We start from the raw sequence: 26320 nt of genomic DNA on the forward strand, positions 1-26320 counted from the left end.
GGGATATTGAAGCGTGTCTGTATTGCGGCGCGATAATGCACCCGCCGCCCTTCGGTGACGAGAGGCATTCCCGATTTTTTGCTCAAAAATCCTGACATCGACCTCTCGGTCACGAGAATGGCAGGTGTGGCGTTTCCGTTGCGTCCGTGGCATAGGGATGCGCGCAACCCAGAAGGCCGTTTTATTCCATGATCCGCATCGAAAATATCAGCAAGTCCGCCAGCCACCGCATTCTCTATATCGAAGCGTCCGCCGCGCTCAATCGTGGTGAGAAGATTGGTCTTGTTGGCCCCAACGGTGCGGGCAAGACGACACTGTTTCGCATGATCACCGGTGAAGAGTTGCCCGATGAAGGACAGGTCTCGGTCGAAAAGGGCATGACCGTCGGTTATTTCGATCAGGATGTCGGCGAAATGGCCGGCCGTTCCGTGGTTGCCGAAGTCATGGAAGGGGCGGGGCCTGTCAGCATCATCGCCGCTGAATTGCGTGAGCTGGAAGCGGCGATGTCCGATCCTGATCGCATGGATGAGATGGACGCGATCATCGAGCGTTATGGCGAGGTTCAGGCGCGTTACGAGGAGCTGGACGGCTATGCGTTGGAAGGTCGTGCGCGTGAAGTCCTCGCTGGCTTGAGTTTTTCGCAGGAAATGATGGACGGTGACGTCGGCAAACTGTCCGGTGGTTGGAAAATGCGCGTGGCACTGGCCCGCATTCTTCTGATGCGTCCTGATGTCATGCTGCTCGACGAACCGTCGAACCATCTGGATATCGAAAGCCTGATCTGGCTTGAGAACTTTCTGAAGACCTATGACGGCGCGTTGCTGATGACATCGCATGACCGCGAGTTCATGAACCGCATCGTCAACAAGATCATAGAAATCGACGCCGGTTCACTGACCACCTATTCTGGTGACTATGCATTTTACGAAGGTCAGCGCGAGCAGAACGAAAAACAGCAGCAGGCCCAGTTCGAGCGCCAGCAGGCCATGCTTGCCAAGGAAATCAAGTTCATCGAGCGCTTCAAGGCTCGTGCTTCCCACGCTTCGCAGGTGCAGAGCCGTGTCAAGAAGCTGGAAAAGATTGACCGGGTGGAGCCGCCGCGTCGTCGTCAGACGGTTGCCTTCGACTTCCTGCCTGCACCACGCTCGGGTGAAGACGTGGTAAACCTTAAGGGTGTGCACAAGGCCTATGGCAGCCGCACCATCTATGATGGCCTTGATTTCATGATCCGCCGCAAAGAACGGTGGTGCATCATGGGTGTCAACGGGGCTGGAAAATCCACTTTGCTGAAACTGGTCACCGGCTCGACGGATCCGGATCAGGGTGCGGTCACGTTAGGCGCAAGCGTCAAACTTGGATATTTTGCACAGCATTCGATGGATTTGCTGGACGGCGACCTCACCATTCTCCAATGGCTGGAGCAGCGCTTCCCAAAAGCAGGACAAGCGCCGCTGCGCGCACTTTGCGGCTGTTTCGGTTTTTCTGGCGATGACGTGGAAAAACGCTGCCGGATTCTGTCGGGTGGTGAAAAGGCGCGTCTGGTTATGGCGGCCATGTTGTTTGATCCGCCGAATTTCCTCGTTCTCGACGAGCCGACCAACCACCTTGATCTCGATACCAAGGAAATGTTGATCAAGGCGCTTGCGACCTATGAAGGCACCATGCTTTTCGTTTCGCACGACCGTCGTTTCCTGGGCGCGCTGTCCAATCGCGTGCTGGAGCTGACGTCGGATGGCATTCACCAATATGGTGGCGGTTACACCGAATATGTCGAGCGCACGGGCCATGAAGCGCCAGGCGTAAGCGGATAATTTTTCATGTGCTCGTAGGCCGGATAATAACTGGTACTTGGATGTTTGTGCTGGCCAATCGCTGATTGATCGCAGCTTTCATATCGGCTCGACCGACGCCCCCCGGATTGCCGTTTTAGGTTTGTTGTGCTGACATGTCTGGGGGATGGCCAGTTAACCACTTGGTGGTGAACGTTCGGCCGAGGAAGAATGGAAATGACGGAGACAGCGATTGGCTGTCTCCTCAAAGAGCGAAAAGGCGCTTAGGCAGCCTTGCTTTCATCGTCGAAATGTCCGCACCAGTCGCTACCCGTCACAACCGGCCACAGGCCACGCGCGTTGGCGTCTGGCTGAGAAACCGGTGGGTTGAAACGACAGAGACCTGCGTCACCAGCAACGGTACCGGAATTTGCAGCGTGGTCTTCGTAGAACGAGCAGGCTTTGCAGGACGCTTTGTTGGACATGGATAGTTTCCTTCTTTGTAAAATTACGCCGAAACATGAGGTTGATACTCATTTTTTCTAGAATGATTCTAAAGTGGCTTGTGAGATCTGGCAACCGCTGTCGGCAATTTTTTCGAGTAATCGTCGAAATTTAACGCCTAAAAGTGGAGTAAAAATCACGTCTTTGTTTTGACTGAAGTCGAGCCAAACGTCGTGAAACGTCGCATTTTCCGGGCTGTCGCCCAGGATAAAGAGGCATGCACCTACGTGCCAAATTCCGTGAATTTATAAACATCAAAGCCCATATTTAATCGAATTATGGCAATGCACATATGTGCAAAGTGTCATTTGCCTGTCATGTGACCTGCCTATGGTCGCCCCCGTGAAGAGATGAGGGCGCCGATATGGTGGATATAGGGCAAACAGGCAAAACTGCGCGGGCAGGGGCAGGACATTCGTCATTCAGACGTTTGCGTCATTATCTCACTGTGACCAGTCACGAGCCAGTGATCTTTATTGGGCTGGCTTTGGCCGTCGTTTTCCTTCTGCTCATTCTCGCGCCGGTGATTTCAATCCTCGTGAATGTCGCCATCGTGCAGATTGGCGATGCAGCGCGCACGCACGCTCCAGAAGGAGCTTGGACACTTTATTACGTCACACGTGCCTTTGCCTCGCGCATGTCGACCATTCTTTTGTGGCAGCCCTTGTTGAACACGGCCTCGATTGCGGCCGGTTCCATTATCCTGTCAATGTCGGTTGGTGGTCTTCTCGCTTGGCTGATCAACCGCACCGAGCTGCCGGGTCGGCGCTGGTTTGCAACAGCCCTGATCATTCCCTTCATGTTGCCGACATGGACGCTGGCGCTTGCCTGGACGACGATTTTCAAGAACCGTACGGTCGGCGGGCAGCCGGGCTGGATGGAAACGCTCGGTTTTTCAACGCCGGACTGGTTGGCCTATGGTCGCCTGCCGATGATCGTCATCCTGTCGCTGCATTACGCACCGTTTGTCATCCTCATTCTTGGTAGCGCCTTGCAGCGTGTGGATGCCCAGTTGGAGGATTCTGCACGTATTCTCGGTGCCAGTCGCAGCCGAGTGGCTTTCCAGATCGTGCTGCCATTGATGCGACCGGCACTGCTTTCCTGCGGCCTGCTTATTCTCGCCGACTGTATCGGTGAGTTTGCGGTTCCTTATGTGCTCGGTCTGCCGGTTGGTTTCGATACGCTTTCCACCTCGCTTTACCGTGCCATCTCGTCACGTCAGACGGGGATGGCTGCGGTCATGGCAGCGGTCATCATGACGATTGGCGTGGTGACACTTTACATCGATACACGGATGATGCGTGAGGCACGGCGGTTTGCCATCGTTGGCGGCAAGGGAGCGATGGACCGCCGTCGCCCGCTTGGTCGCTGGCAGTTTCCGGCCATCGGTTTTGCACTGGTGTTCTTCACCATCGGTGTGATCATTCCGCTGTTGACGCTGTTTCTGTCGACCATCATGCGTGTGCCGGGCCGTTTCACACCGGAAAACTTCACCTTTGACTACTGGATTGGTGCCAACCTCGATACGGTCGCCTTGCGCAACGGCATCCTGATGACGCCGGAGTTCTGGAGTGCCGGTCTCAACACGCTGGTGATCATCGGTGCTGCATCGTTGGCCTCGGGTATTCTCGGCCTGTTGGTTGGTTACGTGGTTATTCGCAGCCCCTTTGCGGCACTTGGCAACTTCCTGCGACAGATCACGTTTCTGCCCTATCTGGTGCCGGGTATCGCTTTTGCCGCCGCTATCCTGACCCTGTTTGCCGTGCCACGTGGCCCGATCCCGGCGCTATACGGAACCTCGATCATACTCATTCTGGCGCTGGTTGCCGATCAGATGCCGTTTGCCTCACGCTCCGGCATTGCCGCCATGGCGCAGCTTGGCAAGGAGCCGGAAGAAGCAGCGCGCATTTCCGGTGCGGGCTGGTGGTGCCGCATGATCAGCATCGTCATGCCGATCCAGAAGAGGGCTCTGGCCAGCGCGATCCTGCTGCCGTTCATATCAGGTATCAAGGGTGTCAGCCTGTTCATCATCCTCGCCGTTCCGGCAACCGATGTGCTGACGACCTATTCGCTGCGTCTCGTTGATTACAACTACACCCAGGCAGCCAATGCCGTGGTGCTGATGATCGCGCTTCTCGCGCTGTCTGGCACCATTCTTATCAACCGTCTCACCGGCAATGGCATTGCCAAGGGACTGGAGAGCTGACATGCCCGATATTACCCTCACCAATGTTTCCAAGAGCTATGCAGGCCATGGAAATGCTGCCGTTGATAGCCTGAACCTGACGATCGCCGACGGTGAGTTCATGTGTCTGCTGGGGCCGTCGGGCTGTGGCAAAACCACGACCCTGCGCATGATTGCCGGTCTGGAACATCTGAGCGACGGCGAAATTGCCATCGGCCACCGGGTGGTCGACAGCGTTTCGACATCAACCTTTGTACCACCGGAAAAGCGCGGCCTGGGCCTGGTGTTCCAGAGCTATGCGCTCTGGCCGCACATGACGGTGGAGCGCAACATCGATTTCGGTTTGCGCCTGCGCAAGCTGCCGGAAGCGGAGCGCCGCGCCAAGGTCAATGACGTGATGGAAAAGCTGCGTATTCGTGACTACGCCTCTCGTTATCCGGCGCAATTGTCGGGTGGCCAGCAACAGCGTGTGGCGCTTGCGCGCATGCTGGCGGTTAATCCCGGTATTCTGCTGCTCGATGAGCCGTTGTCCAATCTCGATGCGGCTTTGAGGTTGGAAATGCGCGCTGAACTGCGTCGCCTGCATGAGGAATTTCGCACCACAATCGTCTTTGTGACCCATGACCAGTGGGAAGCAATGACACTGGCGACCACCATTGCCGTGATGAATGGTGGCCGATTGCAGCAGGTTGGTGCGCCCGACGACATTTATTCCCGCCCGGTCAATCGCTTCGTCGCCGAGTTCATCGGCAACCCGCCGATCAACATGATATCGCTGGAGAACAAGTCAGCTGCGGAAGGCCTTGCTGGACGTCTCTCCGACCATCTTCCTCTGGCGGATGCAGCCGTCATCGGGTTGCGCCCGGAAGAGATTTCGTTGGTTGCATCGCCGGACGCGGTGCCATTGGGGGCGCTACGGCTGGAAAGCATCATGCCGACGGGCGGCAGTTGGATCATGGAACTTTCCCTGGGCAATGAGCGGCTATTTCACGCCACTCACAGCCGTCCGGCCGCAAGGCCGGGCGACATGATCAGCTGTTTTGCCCGTCGCGAAGGCCTTTACCTGTTCGACGCTGCCGGTCAGCGTTTCGATACCACCGAAATCCGCGCGCCGAGCGCGGCACAGCCTGCCGGTGCCGACCGTCAGGCGCTTCTACCCGCATAAATTCACGAAAACATCTTTGTTCAAATCACTCAAAGGAATACCGATGAGACATTCTCACACTCTGCTCTCTTCCCTGATGCTGGCCGCTGCCGTTCTGTGTGGCGTAGAAAATGCTGGCGCTGAAGAGGCTTTCGATCTCGACAAGCTGATTGCCGCCGCCAAGCAGGAAGCACCGATCACCGTTTACGATTCGACCGGAAAAATCGTTGAACAGGCAAAGGCCTTTTCCGAGAAATACGGTGTTCAGGCCACTGGTGTGAAGTCCAGCGCACCTGAAACGCTTGAGATCGTCATTCGCGAAGCTCAGGCAAACAACGTCAAGGCTGACGTGGTTATTCTGGCGGATGCACCTGCCGCCCTATCGCAGATCGTTGCCAAGGGTTATGCCAAGAGCTGGCTGCCAACAGATCTGGCAAAGGATATCCCTGCGATCTATCAGGATCCGTTGACAATCGTGCTCGCTCCAAATGTCTGGACCTACAACACCGCGCTGCATGACAGCTGCCCTGTCACCAACATCTGGCAACTGACCGAAGCCGATTGGAAGGGCAAGGTTGCCATGCAGGATCCGCTTGGCAAACCGTCCTACACCGACTGGTTCAACCAGATGGCAACCCATGCCGACAAGGCCGTGGCCGATGCCTATCAGGCACAGTATGGCAAGCCATTGGAAACCGACGAAGCCAGCGCCACCGCCGCCTGGGTCAAGGCGCTTGCCGCCAACAACCCGCTGCTGACCGATTCCGACGGTGCCGCGGCAGAAGCGATTGGCGCCCCTGACAGCAAGGACAGCTTTGTCGGTCTCGTCAGCACGGCAAAATATCGTGACAACAAGGACGGCATGAAGCTTGGTCTTTGCGCCGGTCTGTCACCTTTCGCCGGTTGGACCTATCCGTCGCTTGGCCTGATTGCCTCGGGCACCAAAAGCTCCAACAGCGCACAGCTGTTCATTCGCTACATGATGACGGCGGAAGGGATCGCGCCGCAGGCAAAGGATGGCAAGATGTCGACCAATACCACCATCAGCCTACCGGATAATGAACCATCAGGTGTTGGCAAAGTGCGCGATCAGCTTCTGTCCTATGATGCGTCGACCGGTTCCAGTGACTGGGAAGCCCGTCAGGATTGGCAAGACCTCTGGGCCTTGAATTACAAGAAGTAACCGCCGAATAATCAATGCAAACGATGGCAGGCCTTGGTTTTGACAAGGCCTGCACCATTCATTCGAAAGAACCCATGCTGACTGTCGATGAACTGAACCACCGTGAAGCTGTGTTGCGCGATGTGGCCGCTTCCGCAGGCGCTCTTGCACTTTCTGCTTTCAACTCCCGCAAACCGGGCGATTTTACCCTTAAAGGACGGCAGGATTTTCTGACCGAAGCAGATGGTGCGGTGGAGAACCATGTCCGCGAGCTGATTTCGACGGCGTTTCCATCCGACGGTATTCTCGGAGAAGAGGCTGGCGGCGGTGTCTCGGACAGGCTGTGGGTGATCGACCCGATTGATGGCACCGCCAATTTTGCCCGTGGCATTCCGCATTTTTGTATTTCGATTGCCTTTCATGAACACGACGAAACGCTGCTGGGCGTGATCTTTAATCCGGCCTCCAATGAATTCTATTTTGCGCGCAAAGGGCAAGGCGCGACCAAGAATGGTGCTCCGCTGATCGCTGCAGCAACCGATGCGATGTCCAATGCATCCGTCGAAATCGGCTGGTCTCCGCGTGTTGAAAGCGCAGACTATCTGGCGGCGCAGCAGCGGGTGCTGGACATGGGTGCCAATATTCGCCGGGGTGCGTCCGGCGCATTGGCCATCGCCTGGGTGGCCGAAGGCCGCACGGACGGTTATGCCGAATATTACATGAATGCCTGGGACTGCCTTGCCGGTCTGTTGATGGTGCGCGAAGCCGGCGGTGTGACGGGCTCCTATCCGGCAACGTCAAACGAGCTGTTGAGCGGCGGTGCGATCTTTGCTGCAGCCCCGAAGATCGCAGCCGATTTTTCGGCGGCGATGCAGATATCGATTGCTGAGGTTGATGAGAAGGGAGAGGCGGCATGAGCGCTTCACCACGTTATGATCGCCCACATCTCAGTCTCATCGAAAGCTATCTGCCCGGCTGGAACGTCGATCTTTATATCGGAGGCCGGGAAGCCGTTTGTGATCCGGCACTGCTAGCGCAACATGACATCAAGATCATCGTCAATTGTGCGATCAATTTCGACGTCAATTTCGTGACGGGTCGCCACCCGGATGATGAGGCGATTTTGGCCTCCGGCCCCGGATTGCTGCGTTATTACAAGCTGGGCCTCGTAGATGGTGCCGGAAATTCCGACACCATGTTGCTTTGTGGTTATTATCTGCTGCGTGGCGCATTGGACCAGACATTTCCAGAGCGGGCCTCTTACCCGCACCGCGAAAAGGGCAATGTGCTGGTCAATTGTCGTGCTGGCCGCAGCCGCTCGGTGACCCTTGTGTCGCTTTTCCTGCATCTGGAAATGCCGCAGACCTACCCGACACTTTCTGCCGCGATTGATCATGTACGGACAAGGCGCCAATTGCACCCTGATGAATGGTTCGAAACTCCGAAGCCGCAATTGATCCATGCCGCCGAACAGGCGGCAGACATGATCCGTGTCGTGGAAGCCAGGAAGAAAAGGGCAGTTGCATGAACAATCGGCCGCCACAGAGTTTTGCAAGCGCCAGTGAGGTGGCGCGGAAAGCGGGTGTCTCCCGCTCCGCTGTCTCCCGTACCTTCACCGAAGGCGCCAGTGTCTCGGAAGAGACCCGTCGCAAGGTTCTGGCTGCGGCCGAGGAGTTGAATTATCACGTCAACCATCTGGCACGCGGGCTGTCGCAGGAAAAAAGCCGGCCGATCTGCATTCTGGGTGGCGACCTTCATGCGCCTTACCAGTCTGCTCTGCTCGAAGCGATAACCCGGCGCATTCAGGCGGTTGGCCGGGCAGCCATGGTCATCAATACCGCCGGCAATGAAGCTGACATTCACGCAGCCCTTCATCAAACGCTCAACTACCGTGCCTCGGCGACAATCGTTCTTTCAGGCGCGCCACCGGTTTCGCTGGTGCGCACCTGTATCGAAAGTGGCCAGCATGTGATCCTCATTAACCGCGCAGGACAGATCGAGGAGGCGGACCATATCAGCCTCGATCACGAGACTGCGATGAATGATGCCTGGCACATGCTGGCCCGCGCGGGCTGCCGGTCTTTTGCAATCGTGTCATCGACAAACGGCTCCCCCAGTCTTTTGGCACGTGAGCAGCTTTTCAGTGATGCGGTCGTCGAGGCAGGTTTTGAACCGCCGCAGGTCATCAAGGCGGGTTCGACAAGTTATCGTAGCGGTGCCGAAGCCGCGCGCCGGTTGTTGCCGGGGGCGGCGCGCCCGGACGCGGTTTTCTGCGTCACCGATCTGCTTGCCTGCGGGTTTCTCGATGTCGCGCGCAATGACTTCCAACTGAAAATTCCCACTGATCTCTGCGTCATCGGTTTTGATGATATCGAGCAGGCCAGTTGGGAAGGTTACGCCATTACCACGTTTCGTCAGCCAATCGAGGAAATGGCTGAGGCCATCGTCAAGCGCCTGACCGACGAACGCAGTGACGCTGAAAAGGGCCATGTGATCACTTTCAAGGCTTTTCCTGTGTGGCGTAAAACCGTCCGCGCCTGAGGCGGGCGTTGATGTCTGGCACTGTTAAATCTGCGGCAGCAGAACACCAACGGCAAACTCTCCATTTGCTCCGCCCGGGGACGCCTGTGTCTTGCGAAACTCGCTGGGGCTCAGTCCGCGTTCGGCTTTCATAACGCGCGTGAGGTGAGGCGCATCACAAAAGCCGCTGGCCAACGCAATCTGCGTGACGGTTTCATGGGTGGTACGCAGCAGGGAAAGGGCACGTTCCAGACGGATTTCCAGATATAGCTTGGATGGTGAAACGCCGAGATCACTGAGAATTCGCCGCTCGAGACTGCGCCGTCCGATCCCCAGCTCCTCGGCAAGCTCCGCAACTGTTTTGGGCGTTTCGATATTCTGCTGCATGCGCAGGATCGACTTTTTGACGAGCGGATCATTGGCGCGTCTGGTGCTTTGTTGCCCCGGCTGTGGTTTTTCGCCACTCAGCGCATTGTCGATCATCATGATGTTGAGGCTTTTGACCGCAGCGGACTGTCCGATATGCCGCTCCACCAGGAAGGCTGCCAGATGGGCGGCACTGTGACCGCCGGAACAGGTCAGCCGGTTGCGATCCACCACAAAGATCTGATCCGCAACCAGTTGTTCGGTATCGAAGCGGTCCAGAAAATCCTGATGATGGAACCAGCTTACGCAGCAACGGTAGCCATCCAGCAAGCCCGCCTCATGCAGGATGAACACGCCTGTGCACAGGCCGACAACCGGAACACCAGCGCTGGCCCGCATTTGCAAAAAGCGGGTGGTTTCCAGATCAAGTGCACTTTGGTCGCCGATCAGCCCCCCCACCACAACGATATAGTCATAGTCCTTCGCCTGGGTAAGACGGGTATCCGGCTGGACCTTGACGCCGCAACTTGATCGCACGCTGTCCATGGTCGCTGACAGCACCGACCATTCGCACAGGATGGGTCGTGAGCGGTCTGCCTCGTCGGCGGCAAGGCGCAACACATCAACGAAATTTGCGAAAGCTGACAGGGTGAACCGGTCGGCAAGCAGAAAGGCAACGCTGAGACGTTTCTTGGGGCGCTGAAGTGTCATGCGCAAATCTTCATGCAAAGAGACGCAATTGTCCAGCTTGGCCGCAATAAATCTCAGTAGGTTTTTCAGCACGAGATGTTCCAACCAGCAGGTCCGCTCATGACGCGCTTTAATGCCTTTAACCTATTGCGGAACGCCCTTACCGGCCACAAGAACTGGGATGAGCAATGGCCCGACAGTGCGCCAAAGGCCGAATATGACGTGATCATCGTCGGCGCTGGCGGTCATGGTCTGGGTGCTGCCTATTATCTGGCAAGCCAGCATGGCATTACCAATGTCGCAGTTATTGACAAGGGCTGGCTTGGCGGCGGCAATACCGGCCGCAACACCACGATCATCCGTTCCAATTACCTCTATGATGAGAGTGCGCGGCTTTACGACCACGCCGTCGATCTGTGGGAAAATCTGAGCCAGGAACTGAACTATAACGTCATGTATTCGCGGCGCGGCGTTCTGATGCTGGCTCATACGGTGCATGATGTGCAGAGCTTCAAGCGACATATTCATTCCAACCGGTTGAATGGCGTTGATAATCGCTGGCTGAGCGCCGAGGAGTGCAAGGAATATTGCCCTCCATTGAGCATTTCGCCCAATGCCCGTTACCCCGTTGTCGGCGGCGCGTTGCAGGAGCGTGCAGGGACGGCACGTCATGATGCGGTTGCCTGGGGTTATGCCCGTGGTGCAGCGGCGCGTGGTGTCGACATCATCCAGAATTGCCCGGTTACGGCCATTCGCCGCAATGCTGACGGTTCCGTTGCCGGTGTCGAAACCGCAAAAGGTTTCATCAAGGCCAAGAAGGTCGCCGTTTCTGCCGCTGGCCACACATCGGTTGTCATGGAAACCGCAGGCGTTCGCCTGCCGCTGGAAAGTTATCCGCTGCAGGCGCTGGTTTCTGAACCGGTCAAGCCGATTTTCCCATGTGTGGTGATGTCCAATGCGGTGCACGCTTACATCAGCCAGTCCGACAAGGGCGAGTTGGTGATCGGTTCAGGGACGGACCAATACACATCCTATTCGCAGCGTGGTGGCCTGCCGCTGATCGAACACACGATTGCGGCGATTACGGAAATCTTCCCGATTTTCAACCGCATGCGCATGTTGCGCAAATGGGGCGGCATTGTCGATGTGACGCCGGACCGCTCGGCCATTCTCGGCAAGACACCGGTTGATGGTCTGTATGTGAACTGTGGCTGGGGGACTGGCGGGTTCAAGGCAACCCCGGGTGCTGCCCATACCTTTGCCTGGACCATTGCGAAAAACGAACCGCATCCGATCAACGCGCCGTTCACGCTGGAGCGCTTCCGCTCCGGTTGCCTGATCGACGAGGCCGCTGCCGCGGCCGTGGCGCACTGAGGACCAAAACGATGTTGTTGATCAATTGCCCCTATTGCAATGAAACACTGCCCGAAGCCGAATTCACCTATGCCGGGCAGGCGCATATTGTTCGCCCCGCTGATCCCTCGTCACAAACTGACGAGCAATGGGAAGAATTTCTGTTCATCCGCGCCAATGTCAAAGGTCTGCATTTTGAACGCTGGCGGCACCAACATGGCTGTGGCCGTTTCTTCAACGCTGTGCGCGATACGGTCAGCGACCGCTTCCTGACCACCTACCGTGCAGGTGAACCACGTCCTGATCTTGCTTCTTTGCCAGGTGTTCCTGCCGGTTCGCCAGTTCGCTCCGAGGTGTCGAAATGAACTCCTATCGTGTTTCCGGCCGTGGCCGGGTGGATACTGCCAAGTCCGTGAGCTTCACCTTTGATGGCAAGCCCTATCGCGGTGCCAAGGGGGATACGGTTGCGTCCGCATTGCTGGCCAACGGCGTGCATCTGATGGGCCGCTCCTTCAAATATCACCGACCACGTGGTCCGGTCGCCGCCGGTTCTGAGGAGCCAAATGCGCTGATCGGTACACGACGGGGCGCTGGACGGTTTGAACCGAACACCCGCGCCACTGTGCAGGAAATCTGGAATGGGCTGGAAACCACGTCGCAGAACAAGTTTCCGAGCCTGAAATTCGACATCGGCGCGGTCAATGACATGGCCTATATGCTGTTTTCGGCCGGCTTCTACTACAAGACCTTCATGTGGCCGAAGAGCTTCTGGAACAAGGTTTATGAACCTTTCATCCGGGCCGCAGCGGGTCTCGGTGTCTCTCCGACCGAAGAAGACCCCGATCATTACGCGTCGCGCAACCTGCATTGCGATGTACTTGTCGTCGGAACTGGTCCAGCCGGGCTGGCGGCGGCGCGTGCTGCAGCAGTCGATGGGCTCAAGGTGGTCATTGTTGACGAAAATGCCGAAGCTGGCGGTACTTTGCTGTCTGAGCCGCAGGCGCAGATCAACGGCCAAGCGGCCTGGAGCTGGCTGGCCGATGAGTTGAAGGCATTGAAGGATAGTGGTGTGCGGATCATGACGCGCACGACGGCCATCGCCTATTACCACCAGAACATGATCGGTCTTTGCGAAAGACTGACGGATCATCTGGAAACCCTTCCGCAGGATGTGCCGCGTGAACGCCTGTGGCGTGTGCGGGCTCGTCAGGTGGTACTGGCGCAAGGCGCGCTGGAAAAGCCATTGGTATTCCATGGCAATGATCGGCCAGGTGTGATGCTGGCCGGTTCTGCCCAGACCTATCTCAACCGTTATGGCGTTAAAGTCGGCAACCGGCCAGTGGTGGTCACCAGCCACGACAGCGCCTGGTATGCGGCCTTTGATCTTCATGGCGCTGGGGCTCGCGTTCAGGCAATCATCGATACACGGAATGATGTACGGCCAGAACTGGTGAATGAAGCCCGGGCACTCGGCATCCCGGTCCTGATGTCACATACGGTGACAGCGACCTCGGGACGGCTGCGTGTCAGTTCGGTTCGCGTCAATCCAGTCAGTGGTTCTAGCGTGGGGGCCGGACAATCTATCGCCTGCGATGCGCTGCTGATGTCGGGCGGATGGACCCCATCCTTGCATCTGTTTTCCCATACGCAGGGCAAGATTGCCTGGGATGATGAACGCACCACCTTCCTGCCAGCTATAACCAACGAAGATTGCCTGATTGCTGGTGCAGGACGTGGGCTATGGGGCATCGAAGCCGCGCTGAAGGACGGCGCGGAGCGTGGTCGCGAGATCGCTGCCGCCCTTGGCAAGGCGGGTGCGTCTGCCGGTTACACGGTGGAACATGACCGCGTCGGCTCAGGTATCTCGCATACAGAACTGCCAAGCGACCGTAATCCCGGCAAGGCAAAAGCCTTTGTCGATTACCAGAACGACGTGACGGCCAAGGACCTGCGGCTGGCGGTTCGTGAAGGCATGCGCTCGATCGAACATGTCAAACGTTACACCACAAATGGCATGGCGACTGATCAGGGCAAGATGTCCAACATCAACGGCCTGAACATCGCGGCCGATGCCCTTGGCAAACGCCAGCCGGAAGTGGGTCTCACCACCTTCCGCCCGCCATATACACCGACGACCTTTGGTGCCTTTGCAGGCTATCATCGCGGCGAACATTTTGAGGTAACACGCAAGACGCAGATCGATGGCTGGGCCGAAGAGCATGGCGCTGCCTATGAGCCGGTCGGGCAATGGCGCCGCGTCTGGTATTTCCCCAAACCCGGCGAAGACATGGATGCAGCGGTTGGCCGCGAATGCCGTGCAGTGCGCGATAGCGTCGGTATTTTCGACGCCTCGACACTTGGCAAGATCGAAGTTGTTGGCCCCGATGCGGTTGAATTCATGAACCGGATGTATACCAATCCGTGGACCAAACTGTCACCAGGTCGTTGCCGATATGGTCTGCTGCTCGGCGATGACGGATTTATCCGTGACGACGGTGTTATCGGTCGCATGACCGAGGATCGTTTCCACGTGACCACCACGACCGGTGGCGCGGCGCGCGTCCTCAACATGATGGAAGACTACCTTCAGACGGAATGGCCTGATCTTAATGTCTGGCTGACCTCGACCACCGAACAATGGTCGACCATCGCTCTGAACGGTCCGAATGCGGCAAAGATGCTTGCGCCACTGGTTGAAGGTGTCGAGCTTACGGAAGAGGCATTCCCGCACATGTCCTGTGTGGAGTGCACGGTGGCTGGAATGCCGGCGCGACTGTTCCGCGTCAGCTTTACTGGTGAGATCGGATTTGAGGTCAATGTGCCGGCACCGCTTGGCCGCAAGCTTTGGGAAATTCTCTGGGAGGCTGGCCAGCAATACGGGATCACCGCCTATGGCACGGAGACCATGCATGTTCTGCGCGCCGAAAAGGGCTACATCATCGTCGGTCAGGACACCGACGGCACGGTCACGCCTTATGACGCGGCGATGGGCTGGGCAGTTGGCAAGAACAAACCTGACTTCGTTGGCAAACGTGGCCTTGCACGCCCTGATCTTACTGCCAAGGGGCGCAAACACCTAGTCGGCCTTCTCACCGAAGACCGTTCGAAGCTGGAAGAGGGCGCTCAGATCGTCTTTGATCCAAACCAGCCGATCCCGATGAAAATGGTAGGTCACGTAACCTCCGCCTACCACTCGGACGCGGTAGGCCAGCCCATCGCGCTGGCTCTGGTGGAGGGTGGTCATGAGCGGACCGGCGAGACGGTTTATATCCCAATGCCGGACCGCACCATTGCCGCAAAAATCACCGGCATGGTGTTTGTCGATCCCGAAAACTCCTGCCTGAAGATTTGATCTGGAGATGACCATGAATATGCGTGTTTCTTTTCCCGCCTCAGGTACGCTGGCCGAAAGCAAGGCCGCCCGGGTCAGCATTTCTCCGGCCAATGGGCGGCTGTCGCTGCGGGCGCGTGGTGACCTGTCTCCGCTGAACACTGCCCTCGGCCTTGTTTTGCCAGACAGGATTGGTGCGCGCGTTTCCTTAGGCGCAGTCGAGGTGGTTCACCTCGGCCCGGATGAGTGGACAATCCATTGCCCGGTGGATGACGTTGCCGGTCTGGTGGCAGCCTGTGCAAACATCTATACCGCCCATCCGCACAGTCTTGTCGATATCTCCGGCCGCGAGGTGACGGTGCTGATTGAGGGGCCACAGGCCGCCGAGTTGCTGACGCTGGGCTGCGCCCGCGACATCGATACCATTCCTGTTGGAGAGGCACGTCGCACGAATTTCGACGGTGTGACCGTCGTGCTGTGGCGTGACGCGGCCGATCGCTTCCGCATGGATATCTGGAACAGTTTTGCGCCGCATCTTGGCCATCTGCTTGAAACCGGCTGCAAGGAACTTGCTGCAGACATCAGCTGATCTCGTGTGAGGTCGTATTTTGAAGGAGGATCGAATGCTTGACCGTTTGTCACAAAATGCAGTTTCAGATGATGTTATCGCCAGTGCCATTGCCGAGGAGCTTGAGCGCCAGCAGACCCAGATCGAATTGATTGCGTCCGAAAATATCGTTTCTGCTGATGTTTTGGCCGCGCAAGGCTCCGTGTTGACCAACAAATATGCCGAAGGTTATCCCGGTAAACGTTATTACGGCGGCTGCGAATTCGTCGACAAGGTTGAAGCCGTCGCCATCGACCGGTTGAAGGCGCTGTTCGGCGCGGAATTTGCCAATGTGCAGCCGCATTCCGGCGCGCAGGCCAACCAGGCAGTTTTTCTGGCGCTTCTTCAACCCGGTGACCGGATCATGGGGCTGTCACTCGCCCATGGTGGCCACCTGACCCATGGCTCACCGGTGACCATGTCCGGCAAATGGTTTGATGTGGTGTCCTATGAAGTTGATGCCGACACACATCTCATCGACATGGAAAAATTGCGGGAAAAGGTGCTGGAAACGAAACCGAAGCTGATCGTTGCAGGCGCTTCGGCCTATCCACGCCAGATCGATTTTGCCGGGTTCCGCAGGATTGCCGACGAAGTCGGCGCTTATCTGGTGGTGGACATGGCACATTATGCGGGTTTGATCGCCGGCGGAAAATATCCCAACCCGGTGCCGCATGCCCATGTCGTGACCTCGACCACCCACAAGACGCTGCGTGGACCGCGCGGTGGCTTCATTCTGACCAATGATGCAGATCTCGCCAAAAAGCTCAATTCGGCCGTGTTTCCGGGCAATCAGGGCGGGCCTTTGATGCATGTGATCGCGGCCAAGGCTGTTGCCTTTGGAGAGGCTTTGCGACCGGATTTCGCTGACTATGCGGGGCAGGTGATCGACAATGCTCAGGCGCTTGCAAGCGTACTGATCAAGGGTGGCCTCGGCATCGTATCCGGTGGCACCGACAGCCACATGGTGCTGGTCGATCTGCGGCCAAAAGGTGTGACCGGTAAGGTGGCGGAAATTGCGCTGGAGCGTGCAGGTCTGACTTGCAACAAAAATGCGATTCCCAATGATCCTGAAAAACCCTTTGTCACATCAGGTATCCGTCTTGGCAGTTCGGCCGGTACGACCCGTGGTTTCGGTGTGGCCGAGTTCGAGAAGATCGGTGAGATGATCCTGCGGGTTATCGATGCACTTTCGGCCAATGCGGAAGGCGATGCTAAGGTGGAGGCTGAGGTGCGCGCCGAGGTTCTTTCATTGTGCAAAGCCTTCCCGATCTACGGTTCGTAAATGTTCCTGTCGGTCTTCGATATCTTCAAGATCGGCATCGGTCCCTCCTCATCGCACACGATGGGACCCATGGTTGCCGCCGCACGATTTCTGACTGATCTTCGCAGCGGCGATAAGATGCCTGGGGCCGGCGAACTGTTTGGTCTGCGGGCAAGTCTGCACGGCTCGCTTGCTTTCACGGGCAAAGGCCACGCAACGGACCGTGCCGTCATTCTCGGGTTGTGCGGTTTGATGCCCGATACCCTCGACCCTGATCTGGCCGAGGGTATTGAAGCAGAGGTGCGAAAAAGCGGTCTGGTTCACCCGCAAGGCTTGCCAGCGCTGCGCTTTAACCCCGATACGGATCTGGTGTTTGACTACGGCCCGCCGCTGCCCGGCCATGCCAACGGGTTGATCCTCAGTGCTGTCGACCGGCACGGCAATACCTATCACAGAGAGGTTTACTACTCTGTGGGGGGTGGCTTTGTGGTGACCGAAACCGAGCTGCAAAAGGCTGCCGCAGGGCGAGGGGCTGCCAAACAGCAGCCTGTGCCTTATCCCTTCAGCACGGCCGATGAGATGCTGCGCATGGGCCGGATGTCGGGCAAAACAATTGCCCAGATGAAACGTGCCAATGAGGAAGTGGTGCATGGTTCGGAACTGGATGCGCGACTGGATCGCATCTGGGAGGTGATGGAAAGCTGTATCGAGCGCGGGCTGACGCAGGAGGGCATTTTGCCCGGCGGGCTGAAGGTAAAGCGCCGGGCAAGTGCGATCCATGCGCAACTGCAGTCAGAACGGGGGCTCAACCTTACCCAGCCGCATCAGGCCAATGACTGGATGAGCGTCTATGCCATGGCCGTTAACGAGGAAAATGCCGCCGGTGGGCGGGTTGTTACCTCACCAACCAATGGTGCTGCAGGTGTGGTGCCGGCTGTTGCCCGTTATTACCTCGACCATTGTATCGGCGCACATCGCGAAGGCATTCGTGACCTTTTGCTGGTGGCTTCGGCGATTGGCGGGTTGATCAAACACAATGCATCGATTTCGGGTGCAGAAGTTGGTTGTCAGGGTGAGGTGGGTTCGGCAGCTGCGATGGCCGCCGCCGGACTGTGTGCCGTGCTTGGCGGCAGCAATGCGCAGGTGGAGAATGCCGCCGAAATTGCGCTTGAGCACCATCTTGGCATGACCTGTGACCCTGCCGCCGGACTGGTTCAGGTGCCCTGCATCGAGCGCAATGCACTGGGTGCGATCAAGGCCGTTTCGGCTGCCAGTCTGTCACTGCGCGGCGATGGCACACATTTCATGCCGCTCGACAATTGCATCAATGTGATGCGCGAGACCGGCCGCGACATGCATGTGAAATACAAGGAAACCTCGCAGGGCGGCATTGCTGTCAATCTGCCTGAGTGCTGACGGCTGCATGCCACCTGTCGGTGGATTGCGACCCAGGCCAATGAACGAAATTAAGACGTCGAGTGTGGAACGAACCTGAAAGATCGTGACACGCTCCAGCAGGAGAGCAGGATTTGACCACCTTTGTCATGAAAGTCTCATGCCCTGCACGCAGCGGCATTGTCGCTGCCGTGTCCGGTTATCTCGCCCAGTCCGGGTGCAATATCAACGACAGTTCGCAGTTTACCGATCAGGAAACCGGTCGCTTTTTCATGCGGTTGAGTTTCGTTTCAGAAAAGACCATCCAGCGTTATGCGCTGATTGACGGATTTGCGTCGGTCGCGGCCGATTTCGACATGGAATATGAAATCCATGATCAGTCGCGCAAGACGAAGGTCGTGATCATGGTGTCGCGTTTTGGTCACTGCCTGAACGACCTTCTCTATCGTTCGCGCATCGGCGCGCTGCCGGTTGAAATTGTCGCGGTGATTTCCAATCACCTCGATTACCAAAAGCAGGTGGTGAACGAGGATATTCCGTTTCATCACATCCGTGTAACACCTGCGACCAAAGCGGATGCCGAAGCCGAAATCCTGCAGGTCGTGCAGGATACTGGTGCCGAACTGGTTGTGCTGGCGCGTTACATGCAGGTGCTGTCAGACCAGCTGTGCCAGGAAATGTCTGGTCGGATCATCAACATCCACCATTCCTTCCTGCCGTCATTCAAGGGTGCCAATCCGTACAAGCAGGCCTATGAACGTGGTGTTCGCCTGATTGGCGCAACCGCGCATTATGTGACGGCCGATCTGGATGAAGGCCCGATCATCGAACAGGACACCACACGAGTTACCCATGCGCAAAGTGCGATGGATTATGTGAGCCTTGGGCGTGATGTGGAAAGCCAGGTGCTGGCGCGTGCCATTCATGCCCACATCCATCACCGGGTCTTTTTGAACGGAAACAAGACGGTGGTGTTTGCGGCTTCTCCCGGCGAATATGTGTCCGAACGGATGGGCTAATAAGGCCCAAAATAGGCTTCCATGAAGGTGGTTCGACGATCTAACGCAAACCGCTTTTCAGCCCCTCGCAAACAGCCTTTCATCGATAGGACAATGCAGAGAGACGCGCAAAGCGCGTGATCTGCATTGCGCCATTTTGAGGCTTTTGTATGCATCCAGGTTTGAACCTGACATCCGCTGCCACTTGCCCTCTGACGAGGCGTGGTAGACGGGCCTTTTTGTGCCCTCGATAGAGGCCGTTTTTCCTGAATTTCATCACCGGTAAACAGCGGCGCATGATGCGTTGTATCGTTGTAATGTGTTGTTTTTAAATGATGTATTTTTTGAGTGTAAATATTGTGTACGAAGATTATACATTTTTCTTGACTCATTTTGGAATGCGTGTGAGCCTGCTTGGGAAGACAGAATTTGCCGTTGAAACATGGAGGGATATTTCGGTGAAGGGCGGAAAGAATGGCCTATACGACGACCTGAAACGTCAGATCCTGACGATGGAGCTGGACCCCGACGAGGATTTGGATGAGGTGACGTTGAGCGAGCAGTACGGCTTGTCCCGTACGCCGGTACGCGAAATCTTCCGGCGCCTGGAAGGCGAGGGGTATATCGATATCCGCGCCAACCGTGGTGCTCGCGTCATCCCGATGAACCATGACACTTTGCGGCATTTCTTTTTGGTCGCGCCAATGGTGTATGCGGCAATCGGACGTTTGGCAGTTCAGAACTTCAAGCCCAAGCAGCTTGCGGATCTGACCGACACCCAGGAGCGGTTCCGACGTGCCAGCACGGTCAACGATCCGCTGGCGATGGTTCTGGAAAACAATCGTTTCCATGAAATCATCGGCGAGATGTCCGGCAATGTTTACCTCAAGGCGAGCCTTGGACGGTTGCTGATCGACCACGCACGCATCGGTCACACATTCTTCCGACCCAAGAACGGTGACATGCGCGACCGGCTGGAGTTGGCCGTTGGGCACCATGACGGGTTCATCTCGGCCTTTGCCGCTCATGATGAAGATACGGTCGTCGATCTTGTGTTCGAGCACTGGGAATTGTCGCGCGAGAACATGGAGATGTTCATTGCGCCGCAGGGAATGAAGGCGGACGCGCTTGTGGCGATGCCGACCGAAGACATGGAGAGATCGTCGTGAAATTTGAAGGCATTTACACCCCGGCTATCACGCCGCTTTTCCCCGACGGGAGTATCGACAAGCAGTCGTTTGCGGCGGTGCTGGAATCTCTGATCGAAGCAAAGGTCCACGGCATCATCGTGGGTGGTTCGACAGGTGAATATTATGCCCAGAGCACGCAGGAGCGTTTTGATCTTGGTGCCTATGCAAAAGAGGTGATTGGTACTCGTCTGCCTCTGATCATCGGAACCGGTGCGGTGCGCACCGAGGATTCCGTCGAATATGCAAAGGCTGCCAAGGAAATTGGTGCCGACGCAATTCTGGTGTCTACGCCTCCCTACGCCCTGCCAACCGAGCGTGAAAATGCCGTCCATGCCCTGACGATCGATCGGGCCGCCAACCTGCCAATCATGCTCTACAATTACCCCGCCCGTATGGGGGTGATGATGGGTGAGGAGTATTTCTCGCGGGTTAGCAAGTCGCGCAACATTGTCGCCATCAAGGAAAGCTCGGGCGACATGGCCAACCTGCATTTGTTGGCGCGCAAGTTTCCGCACATTGCCCTGTCCTGCGGCTGGGATGATCAGGCGCTTGAATTCTTCGCCTGGGGTGCCAGAAGCTGGGTCTGTGCCGGCTCCAACTTCCTGCCGCGCGAACATGTGGCGCTTTATGAAGCCTGCGTTCTTGAGAAGAATTTCGACAAGGGCCGCGCCATCATGACGGCAATGCTGCCGCTGATGGACTTCCTTGAAACCGGAAAATTCGTCCAGTCGATCAAGCATGGCTGCGAAATCATTGGTCTGAAAACAGGGTCGGTGCGCGCACCGCTGCGTCCCCTGAATTCGGACGAAAAACGAACCCTCCAGACTGTCGTCTCCACCTCGAAGCGCACGGTCGCCCAGCTCACGTCGGGAGCCAACAATGCATGAACCGTTAACCGCCGCCGAATACCGCGCGATTGCCGCTGGTGTGGCATTTCCAACCAATGCCTTCATTGACGGAACCTTCGTTCCAGCAAAGTCCGGCAAGACATTCAAGACAACCAATCCGGCGACTGGCGAAGTTCTGGCCGAGATTGCGGCCTGCGATGCCAGTGATGTGGATTTTGCCGTCGCAAAGGCAAAAGAGGCGTTTAATGATGGCCGCTGGCGCAACCAGACGCCAAGCGAGCGCAAGGCTGTTCTGCTCAAACTCGCCAAGCTCCTCGAAGAAAACCGCCACGAATTGGCGGTTCTGGAAAGTCTCGATAGCGGCAAGCCGGTACGTGAATGCCAGACGGTTGATGTGCCGGATACAATCCACACGATCCGCTGGCATGCCGAACTGATCGACAAGCTTTACGACAATACCAATGCGGTTGGACCGAATGCGCTGGCCATGGTTGTCCGTGAGCCAATCGGTGTTGTTGGCTGCGTATTGCCGTGGAATTTCCCACTGCTGATGCTGGCGTGGAAAATCGGTCCAGCACTGGCGGCCGGTTGCTCGGTGATTGTAAAACCGGCTGCGGAAACAACACTGACCACATTGCGTGTCGCCGAACTGGCGCATGAAGCCGGTGTGCCGTCCGGCGTGCTCAACATCGTTACCGGTGGCGGCAAGGAAGTTGGCGAGCCGATTGGCCTGCATAACGATGTCGATATGGTGGCCTTTACCGGATCGACGCCGACGGGTCGTAAATTCCTGCGTTATGCTGCCGATTCCAACCTCAAGAAGGTTGTGCTGGAATGCGGCGGTAAAAACCCAGCCGTCGTGCTTGATGATGCCGAAGACCTCGATCTGGTCGCCGAACAGGTGGTCAATGGTGCCTTCTGGAACATGGGCGAAAACTGCTCGGCAACCTCACGCCTGATCGTACATGCAAGTATCAAGGACGATCTGCTGGAACGGATTGGTGCTTACATGCGCGAGTGGCGAACCGGTGATCCGCTTGATCCGGAAAACCGTATTGGCGCGCTGGTCAGCAAAAACCACTTCGACAAGGTCAATTCCTTCCTGGATGACGTCAAAACGGAAAAACTGTCCCTCGTTCATGGTGGTGAAACCCATCAGGGTATCTTCATCGAGCCAACCGTGGTTGATGGTGTGACGCCGAAAAGTCGGTTGTTCCAGGAGGAAATCTTCGGGCCAATCCTGTCGGTGACGACCTTCGAATCCTTGGCGGAGGCCATTACCCTTGCCAATGATACCAATTACGGTTTGACCGCATCGATCTATACCGGGAGCCTGCGCAACGCCATCCGGCTTTCCCGTGACATTCGCGCCGGTCTCGTTACTGTCAACTGCTTTGGTGAGGGCGATGCGTCCACGCCATTTGGCGGTTACAAGGAATCCGGTTTCGGCGGACGCGACAAATCGATCTTCGCACATGACAATTATTGCGAACTCAAGACGATCTGGATCGACATTTCCGAGCGCTCTATCGACGAGACGATCCGATGATCACACGGTCCGTCAAACGTCTGCCCGTCGAAAATGGTGTCTCGGGATGGGAGGCCATCAGCAGCCTGTCTTACTCGTCGCAGCAGCTCGACGGCAACGTGACTGCGGACTGGATCATCATAGGCGCGGGATTTGCAGGATTGTCCGCTGCCCGCCGCCTGTCACAACTGCGCCCGCACGACAAGATTGTCGTGCTGGACGCCAGCGAGGTTGGCAAGGGAACGGCCGGGCGAAATTCCGGCTTCATGATCGATGTTCCGCACAATCTCTCATCCAGCGAATATTCGGCGGGTGGCGCGAATGCGACGCGTGTCGAGATGGCGCAGAACCGTCTGGCCATCGCCTTTGCGAAAGAGGCGGCGCAAGAATACGGCATGTCCGGCGATACGTTCGATCCGGCCGGAAAGATTAATGCCGCGGCCACCGACCGTGGGCTGAAACAGAACCTGAGTTTTGGGGCGTCGCTTAAGGGTGTTGATGAAAAACACGTTTTTCTCGATGCCAAGGAAATGCGCGAGATCACCGGTTCCGACTACTACATCGGCGGGCTTTACACGCCCGGCGCCGTGCTGATCCAGCCAGCCGATTATATTCGCAGCCTGGCAAACGGGCTTTCACGTCGAGTGACGATTTTTGAAAAATCCCCTGTGACATCTTTGAAACGGGAGGGTGGAACCTGGACGGTCGTGTCGCCACGCGGCACGGTGACTGCACCCAAGGTCATTCTTGGCGTCAACGGCCACATTGATGACTTCAGCCATTTTGGTGGGCGGCTGATCCATATCTTTGCCTATGCCTCAATGACCGCTGCCTTTCCGGCGGATGCCAACAACCAGCGCCGCACCGGCCGCGACAAATGGGCCTTGCTGCCTGCTGACGCGATGGGTGCGACGGTTCGCAAGATTACCAGGGATGGCCATTCCCGCATCGCAATCCGTACCCGATACACTTACGACTGGTCAGTTGCAGTGTCGGATCAGCGGTTGCGTAAAATGGCAGATGAACACCGGCGCTCGTTTGATGCCCGCTTCCCAGGCCTTGAAGACATACCGTTTGAGCACAGTTGGGCCGGGCGTTTGTGCCTGAGCCGCAATCATGTGCCAGCGTTTGGCGAGGTAGAGGGCGGGCTTTTTTCGGCGTGTTGTGAAAACGGTCTGGGAACGGTCAAAAGCACGCTTGCCGGCATGATGGCAGCGGAGTTGGCAACCGGCACACAGTCCCCGCAGCTCAGCGAATACATGAACCACGAACAGCCTCAGCGTCTGCCGCCTGAGCCGTTCGCCTGGCTGGGCATCAATGCGGTTATCCGTTTTCAGGAATTGCGTGCAGGCCGCGAGGGATGAAACCCCGCCGCGCAATGTGAAGATCAGGCTGATGGCGGATCTTCGATAAAAAGTGGGAACTTGAACCAGGAGAGACAACATGAAGTTCTTGTGGAAGGCAATGTGCGCAGCCGCCATGCTTGGCGCATCCATATTCTCTGCGCATGCCGAAGAAAAAACCATCACTCTGGGCACCATGACCTGGGAGGATTTGACGCCGATCACCGGTATTACCAAAAAGGTGCTGGAAGATTCCGGTTATACGGTCAAAGTCGTGCCCTTCACGGAATGGGGTATTGCCTACGCCGCTTTGACCAAGGGCGATATTCAACTTCTGGCATCGCAGATCGACTATGCTGCCCAGGATTACTGGGACAAGAACAAGAACCGCCTCGAAAAGATTTCTCCCGTGTCGCACGGCCTTTATCAAGCGATTGCCGTTCCAAACTATGTGACGATCGACTCCATCGATCAGCTTAACGAAAATGCAGACAAGTTTGGCGGCAAGATCGTCGGTATCGAACCGGGTTCGGGCCTGATGCGTGACGCGGACTCTGCCGTCAAGGCCTATGACCTGAAGCTGCAGCTGCTGGAAGGCAGCACGGCTGCGATGACAGCGGCGCTGAAATCGGCTGTCGACCGCAATGAATGGGTCGCCGTGACGGTATGGGAGCCGTCATGGATGATGCAGAAATATCCGTTGAAGTTCCTCAAGGATCCAAAGGGCGTATTCCCTCCACCACAGGGTTACTACTGGGTCGGCAAGAAGGGTTTTTCGGCTGACAATCCACATGCCCGTGAAGTCGTCGCCAGCGTCTATGTGCCGCTTAAGGACATCACTGCCATCAATGGTGCCGTTAGCGACGGCAAGACCATGGACGACGCAGTTGCAGACTGGGTTGCAAGCAACGCTGATCTCATCAAGCGCTGGGAAAACATCAAGAGCGAATGACACTTGCATGGGCCGTCTGTGCGGCGGCCCATTTCTGTCCGGTTAAAAGAAGCTGACGTCAGGTCGGCTCGCGGGGAACGAACATGAATGTCAAGGTGAATGAACCCAGCGAAGTTCTGGTTGACTGCCAGAATGTCTGGAAAATCTTTGGAGCTCGGACCAATGCGGCGGTCAAGGCCGTCAAGGAACGGGGTTTGACCAAAAAGCAGGTTCTCCAGGATTTCAACTGCGTGGTGGGTGTGGCCGATGCCAGCCTGCAGGTTCGTCGCGGCGAAATCTTCTGTATCATGGGCCTGTCCGGCAGTGGGAAATCAACGCTTGTTCGGCTGCTGAACCGGTTGATCGAACCGAGCCTTGGCAAGATTACCATCAAGGGAAAAGACATTTCCAAACTCAACGCGTCTGAACTTCGCGACATGCGGGCGCGCAATATTGGCATGGTGTTTCAAAGCGTTGCTTTGCTGCCGAACCGCACTGTTCTGGATAATGCAGGTTTCGGCCTTGAAGTGCGTGGCGTGCCGAAAGACGAACGTAACAAAACTGCGCAGGCTGCGCTGGCCAAGGTTGGTCTGTCTGACTGGATTTCACGTTACCCATCCGAACTGTCCGGCGGCATGCAGCAGCGTGTCGGTCTGGCGCGTGCACTCGCAGCCGACCCGGAAATTATTCTCATGGACGAGCCATTCAGTGCGCTCGATCCGCTTATTCGCCGTCAGCTTCAGGACGAGTTTCGCGAGCTGACCAAATCACTCGGCAAGTCCTCGGTGTTCATCACCCACGATCTGGAAGAGGCGATCCGTATCGGTGACCGCATTGCCATCATGAAGGACGGCGTGATCGTGCAGGTTGGTACGGCGGAAGAAATCGTCACCAAGCCGGCGGATGATTATGTCTCCGACTTTGTGGCCGGCATTTCACGTGTGCATCTGGTCAAGGCCCATTCGGTCATGGAACCGGTTGCCGCATTCAGAAATGCCAACCCCGGCTGTGACATCGACACGCTGCAAAAGACCACGACGGAAGCCGATATTGGCGAACTGATCGAATTGACCATGCAGACCGACCGCGACGCACTTGCGGTTGTTGAAGAAGGCAATGTGGTTGGTGTTGTGACGACGCGTGGCTTGTTGCGTGGTGTGGCGGGCGCCCCATCTGCCGTATCAGCGTGATG

General features: G+C 56.9%; 22 protein-coding genes. 20 read left to right on the forward strand and 2 right to left on the reverse strand.

Translation table 11 applies throughout. The features are described from left to right. Positions 1 to 188 precede the first annotated feature (188 nt). Positions 189 to 1811 carry a ribosomal protection-like ABC-F family protein gene (gene abc-f, locus RT613_RS02995; RefSeq protein ID WP_313612866.1) on the forward strand — a complete coding sequence of 541 codons (1623 nt, stop codon included), beginning with the start codon at positions 189 to 191 and terminating at the stop codon, positions 1809 to 1811. A 242-nt stretch (positions 1812 to 2053) separates the two neighbouring features. Here the strand turns inward: abc-f and RT613_RS03000 are convergent, their stop codons facing one another. After that, complete coding sequence (locus RT613_RS03000) at positions 2054 to 2254, reverse strand: hypothetical protein (RefSeq protein ID WP_313612867.1); 201 nt, start codon at positions 2252 to 2254, stop codon at positions 2054 to 2056. A 383-nt stretch (positions 2255 to 2637) separates the two neighbouring features. On the opposite strand from RT613_RS03000, the gene RT613_RS03005 reads away from it, so the two are divergent. From RT613_RS03005 to RT613_RS03030, 6 genes are read left to right on the forward strand one after another with little or no spacing between them, the layout of a single operon-like run. Continuing rightward, positions 2638 to 4479 (forward strand): iron ABC transporter permease, encoded by a 1842-nt coding sequence (locus RT613_RS03005; protein ID WP_313612869.1) that lies wholly within the window; start codon positions 2638 to 2640, stop codon positions 4477 to 4479. 1 nt (position 4480) lies between these two features. After that, a complete protein-coding gene (locus RT613_RS03010; protein WP_313612871.1) occupies positions 4481 to 5623 on the forward strand; it encodes an ABC transporter ATP-binding protein in 1143 nt (380 codons plus the stop codon). Between the two features lie 43 nt (positions 5624 to 5666). Continuing rightward, entirely contained in the window at positions 5667 to 6785 is a 1119-nt protein-coding gene (locus tag RT613_RS03015) for an ABC transporter substrate-binding protein (RefSeq protein ID WP_313612872.1), read from the forward strand. Between the two features lie 14 nt (positions 6786 to 6799). Next, positions 6800 to 7681, forward strand: a complete 882-nt coding sequence (locus tag RT613_RS03020; RefSeq protein WP_313612874.1) for an inositol monophosphatase family protein — start codon at positions 6800 to 6802, stop codon at positions 7679 to 7681. After that, complete coding sequence (locus RT613_RS03025; RefSeq protein WP_313612876.1) at positions 7678 to 8292, forward strand: dual specificity protein phosphatase; 615 nt, start codon at positions 7678 to 7680, stop codon at positions 8290 to 8292. Before RT613_RS03020 ends, RT613_RS03025 begins: the two co-directional genes overlap by 4 nt. Next, positions 8289 to 9305: a substrate-binding domain-containing protein gene (locus tag RT613_RS03030; protein ID WP_313612878.1), complete on the forward strand. Its 1017-nt coding sequence runs from the start codon at positions 8289 to 8291 to the stop codon at positions 9303 to 9305. The genes RT613_RS03025 and RT613_RS03030 overlap by 4 nt, the downstream gene beginning before the upstream one ends. A gap of 24 nt (positions 9306 to 9329) precedes the next feature. On the opposite strand, the gene RT613_RS03035 is transcribed toward RT613_RS03030, so the two are convergent. After that, entirely contained in the window at positions 9330 to 10361 is a 1032-nt protein-coding gene (locus RT613_RS03035) for a GlxA family transcriptional regulator (RefSeq protein ID WP_313612880.1), read from the reverse strand. A gap of 99 nt (positions 10362 to 10460) precedes the next feature. On the opposite strand from RT613_RS03035, the gene RT613_RS03040 reads away from it, so the two are divergent. The 13 genes from RT613_RS03040 (at position 10461) to RT613_RS03100 (ending at position 26318) form a co-directional block, all read left to right on the forward strand. Next, a complete protein-coding gene (locus RT613_RS03040; protein ID WP_313612882.1) occupies positions 10461 to 11714 on the forward strand; it encodes a sarcosine oxidase subunit beta family protein in 1254 nt (417 codons plus the stop codon). Between the two features lie 11 nt (positions 11715 to 11725). Continuing rightward, on the forward strand, positions 11726 to 12058 hold the full coding sequence (locus RT613_RS03045; RefSeq protein ID WP_313612884.1) for a sarcosine oxidase subunit delta: 333 nt from the start codon (positions 11726 to 11728) through the stop codon (positions 12056 to 12058). Beyond that, positions 12055 to 15045, forward strand: a complete 2991-nt coding sequence (locus RT613_RS03050) for a sarcosine oxidase subunit alpha (protein WP_313612885.1) — start codon at positions 12055 to 12057, stop codon at positions 15043 to 15045. The genes RT613_RS03045 and RT613_RS03050 overlap by 4 nt, the downstream gene beginning before the upstream one ends. A gap of 13 nt (positions 15046 to 15058) precedes the next feature. Continuing rightward, complete coding sequence (soxG, locus tag RT613_RS03055) at positions 15059 to 15613, forward strand: sarcosine oxidase subunit gamma family protein (RefSeq protein ID WP_313612887.1); 555 nt, start codon at positions 15059 to 15061, stop codon at positions 15611 to 15613. A 34-nt stretch (positions 15614 to 15647) separates the two neighbouring features. Beyond that, positions 15648 to 16916, forward strand: a complete 1269-nt coding sequence (gene glyA / locus RT613_RS03060; protein WP_313612889.1) for a serine hydroxymethyltransferase — start codon at positions 15648 to 15650, stop codon at positions 16914 to 16916. After that, positions 16917 to 18311, forward strand: a complete 1395-nt coding sequence (locus RT613_RS03065; RefSeq protein WP_313612891.1) for an L-serine ammonia-lyase — start codon at positions 16917 to 16919, stop codon at positions 18309 to 18311. Positions 18312 to 18424: 113 nt separating this feature from the next. Then, positions 18425 to 19309, forward strand: a complete 885-nt coding sequence (gene purU / locus RT613_RS03070) for a formyltetrahydrofolate deformylase (protein ID WP_313612893.1) — start codon at positions 18425 to 18427, stop codon at positions 19307 to 19309. Positions 19310 to 19746: 437 nt separating this feature from the next. After that, positions 19747 to 20457, forward strand: coding sequence for a GntR family transcriptional regulator (locus RT613_RS03075; RefSeq protein WP_313613062.1), 711 nt, complete (start codon positions 19747 to 19749; stop codon positions 20455 to 20457). Continuing rightward, the gene (locus RT613_RS03080; protein ID WP_313612894.1) at positions 20454 to 21365 is read left to right on the forward strand and encodes a dihydrodipicolinate synthase family protein; all 912 of its coding nucleotides are present in this window, start codon (positions 20454 to 20456) and stop codon (positions 21363 to 21365) included. The genes RT613_RS03075 and RT613_RS03080 overlap by 4 nt, the downstream gene beginning before the upstream one ends. After that, positions 21358 to 22875: an aldehyde dehydrogenase gene (locus tag RT613_RS03085; RefSeq protein ID WP_313612896.1), complete on the forward strand. Its 1518-nt coding sequence runs from the start codon at positions 21358 to 21360 to the stop codon at positions 22873 to 22875. The genes RT613_RS03080 and RT613_RS03085 overlap by 8 nt, the downstream gene beginning before the upstream one ends. Further along, on the forward strand, positions 22872 to 24218 hold the full coding sequence (locus tag RT613_RS03090; RefSeq protein ID WP_313612897.1) for an FAD-binding oxidoreductase: 1347 nt from the start codon (positions 22872 to 22874) through the stop codon (positions 24216 to 24218). Before RT613_RS03085 ends, RT613_RS03090 begins: the two co-directional genes overlap by 4 nt. Positions 24219 to 24297: 79 nt before the next feature. Further along, positions 24298 to 25149, forward strand: a complete 852-nt coding sequence (locus RT613_RS03095; protein ID WP_313612899.1) for a glycine betaine ABC transporter substrate-binding protein — start codon at positions 24298 to 24300, stop codon at positions 25147 to 25149. Positions 25150 to 25232: 83 nt separating this feature from the next. Further along, a complete protein-coding gene (locus RT613_RS03100) occupies positions 25233 to 26318 on the forward strand; it encodes a glycine betaine/L-proline ABC transporter ATP-binding protein (protein WP_313612900.1) in 1086 nt (361 codons plus the stop codon). Positions 26319 to 26320: the final 2 nt, after the last annotated feature.

The organism is Agrobacterium sp. (genome assembly GCF_032092815.1).
Lineage (GTDB): Bacteria > Pseudomonadota > Alphaproteobacteria > Rhizobiales > Rhizobiaceae > Agrobacterium.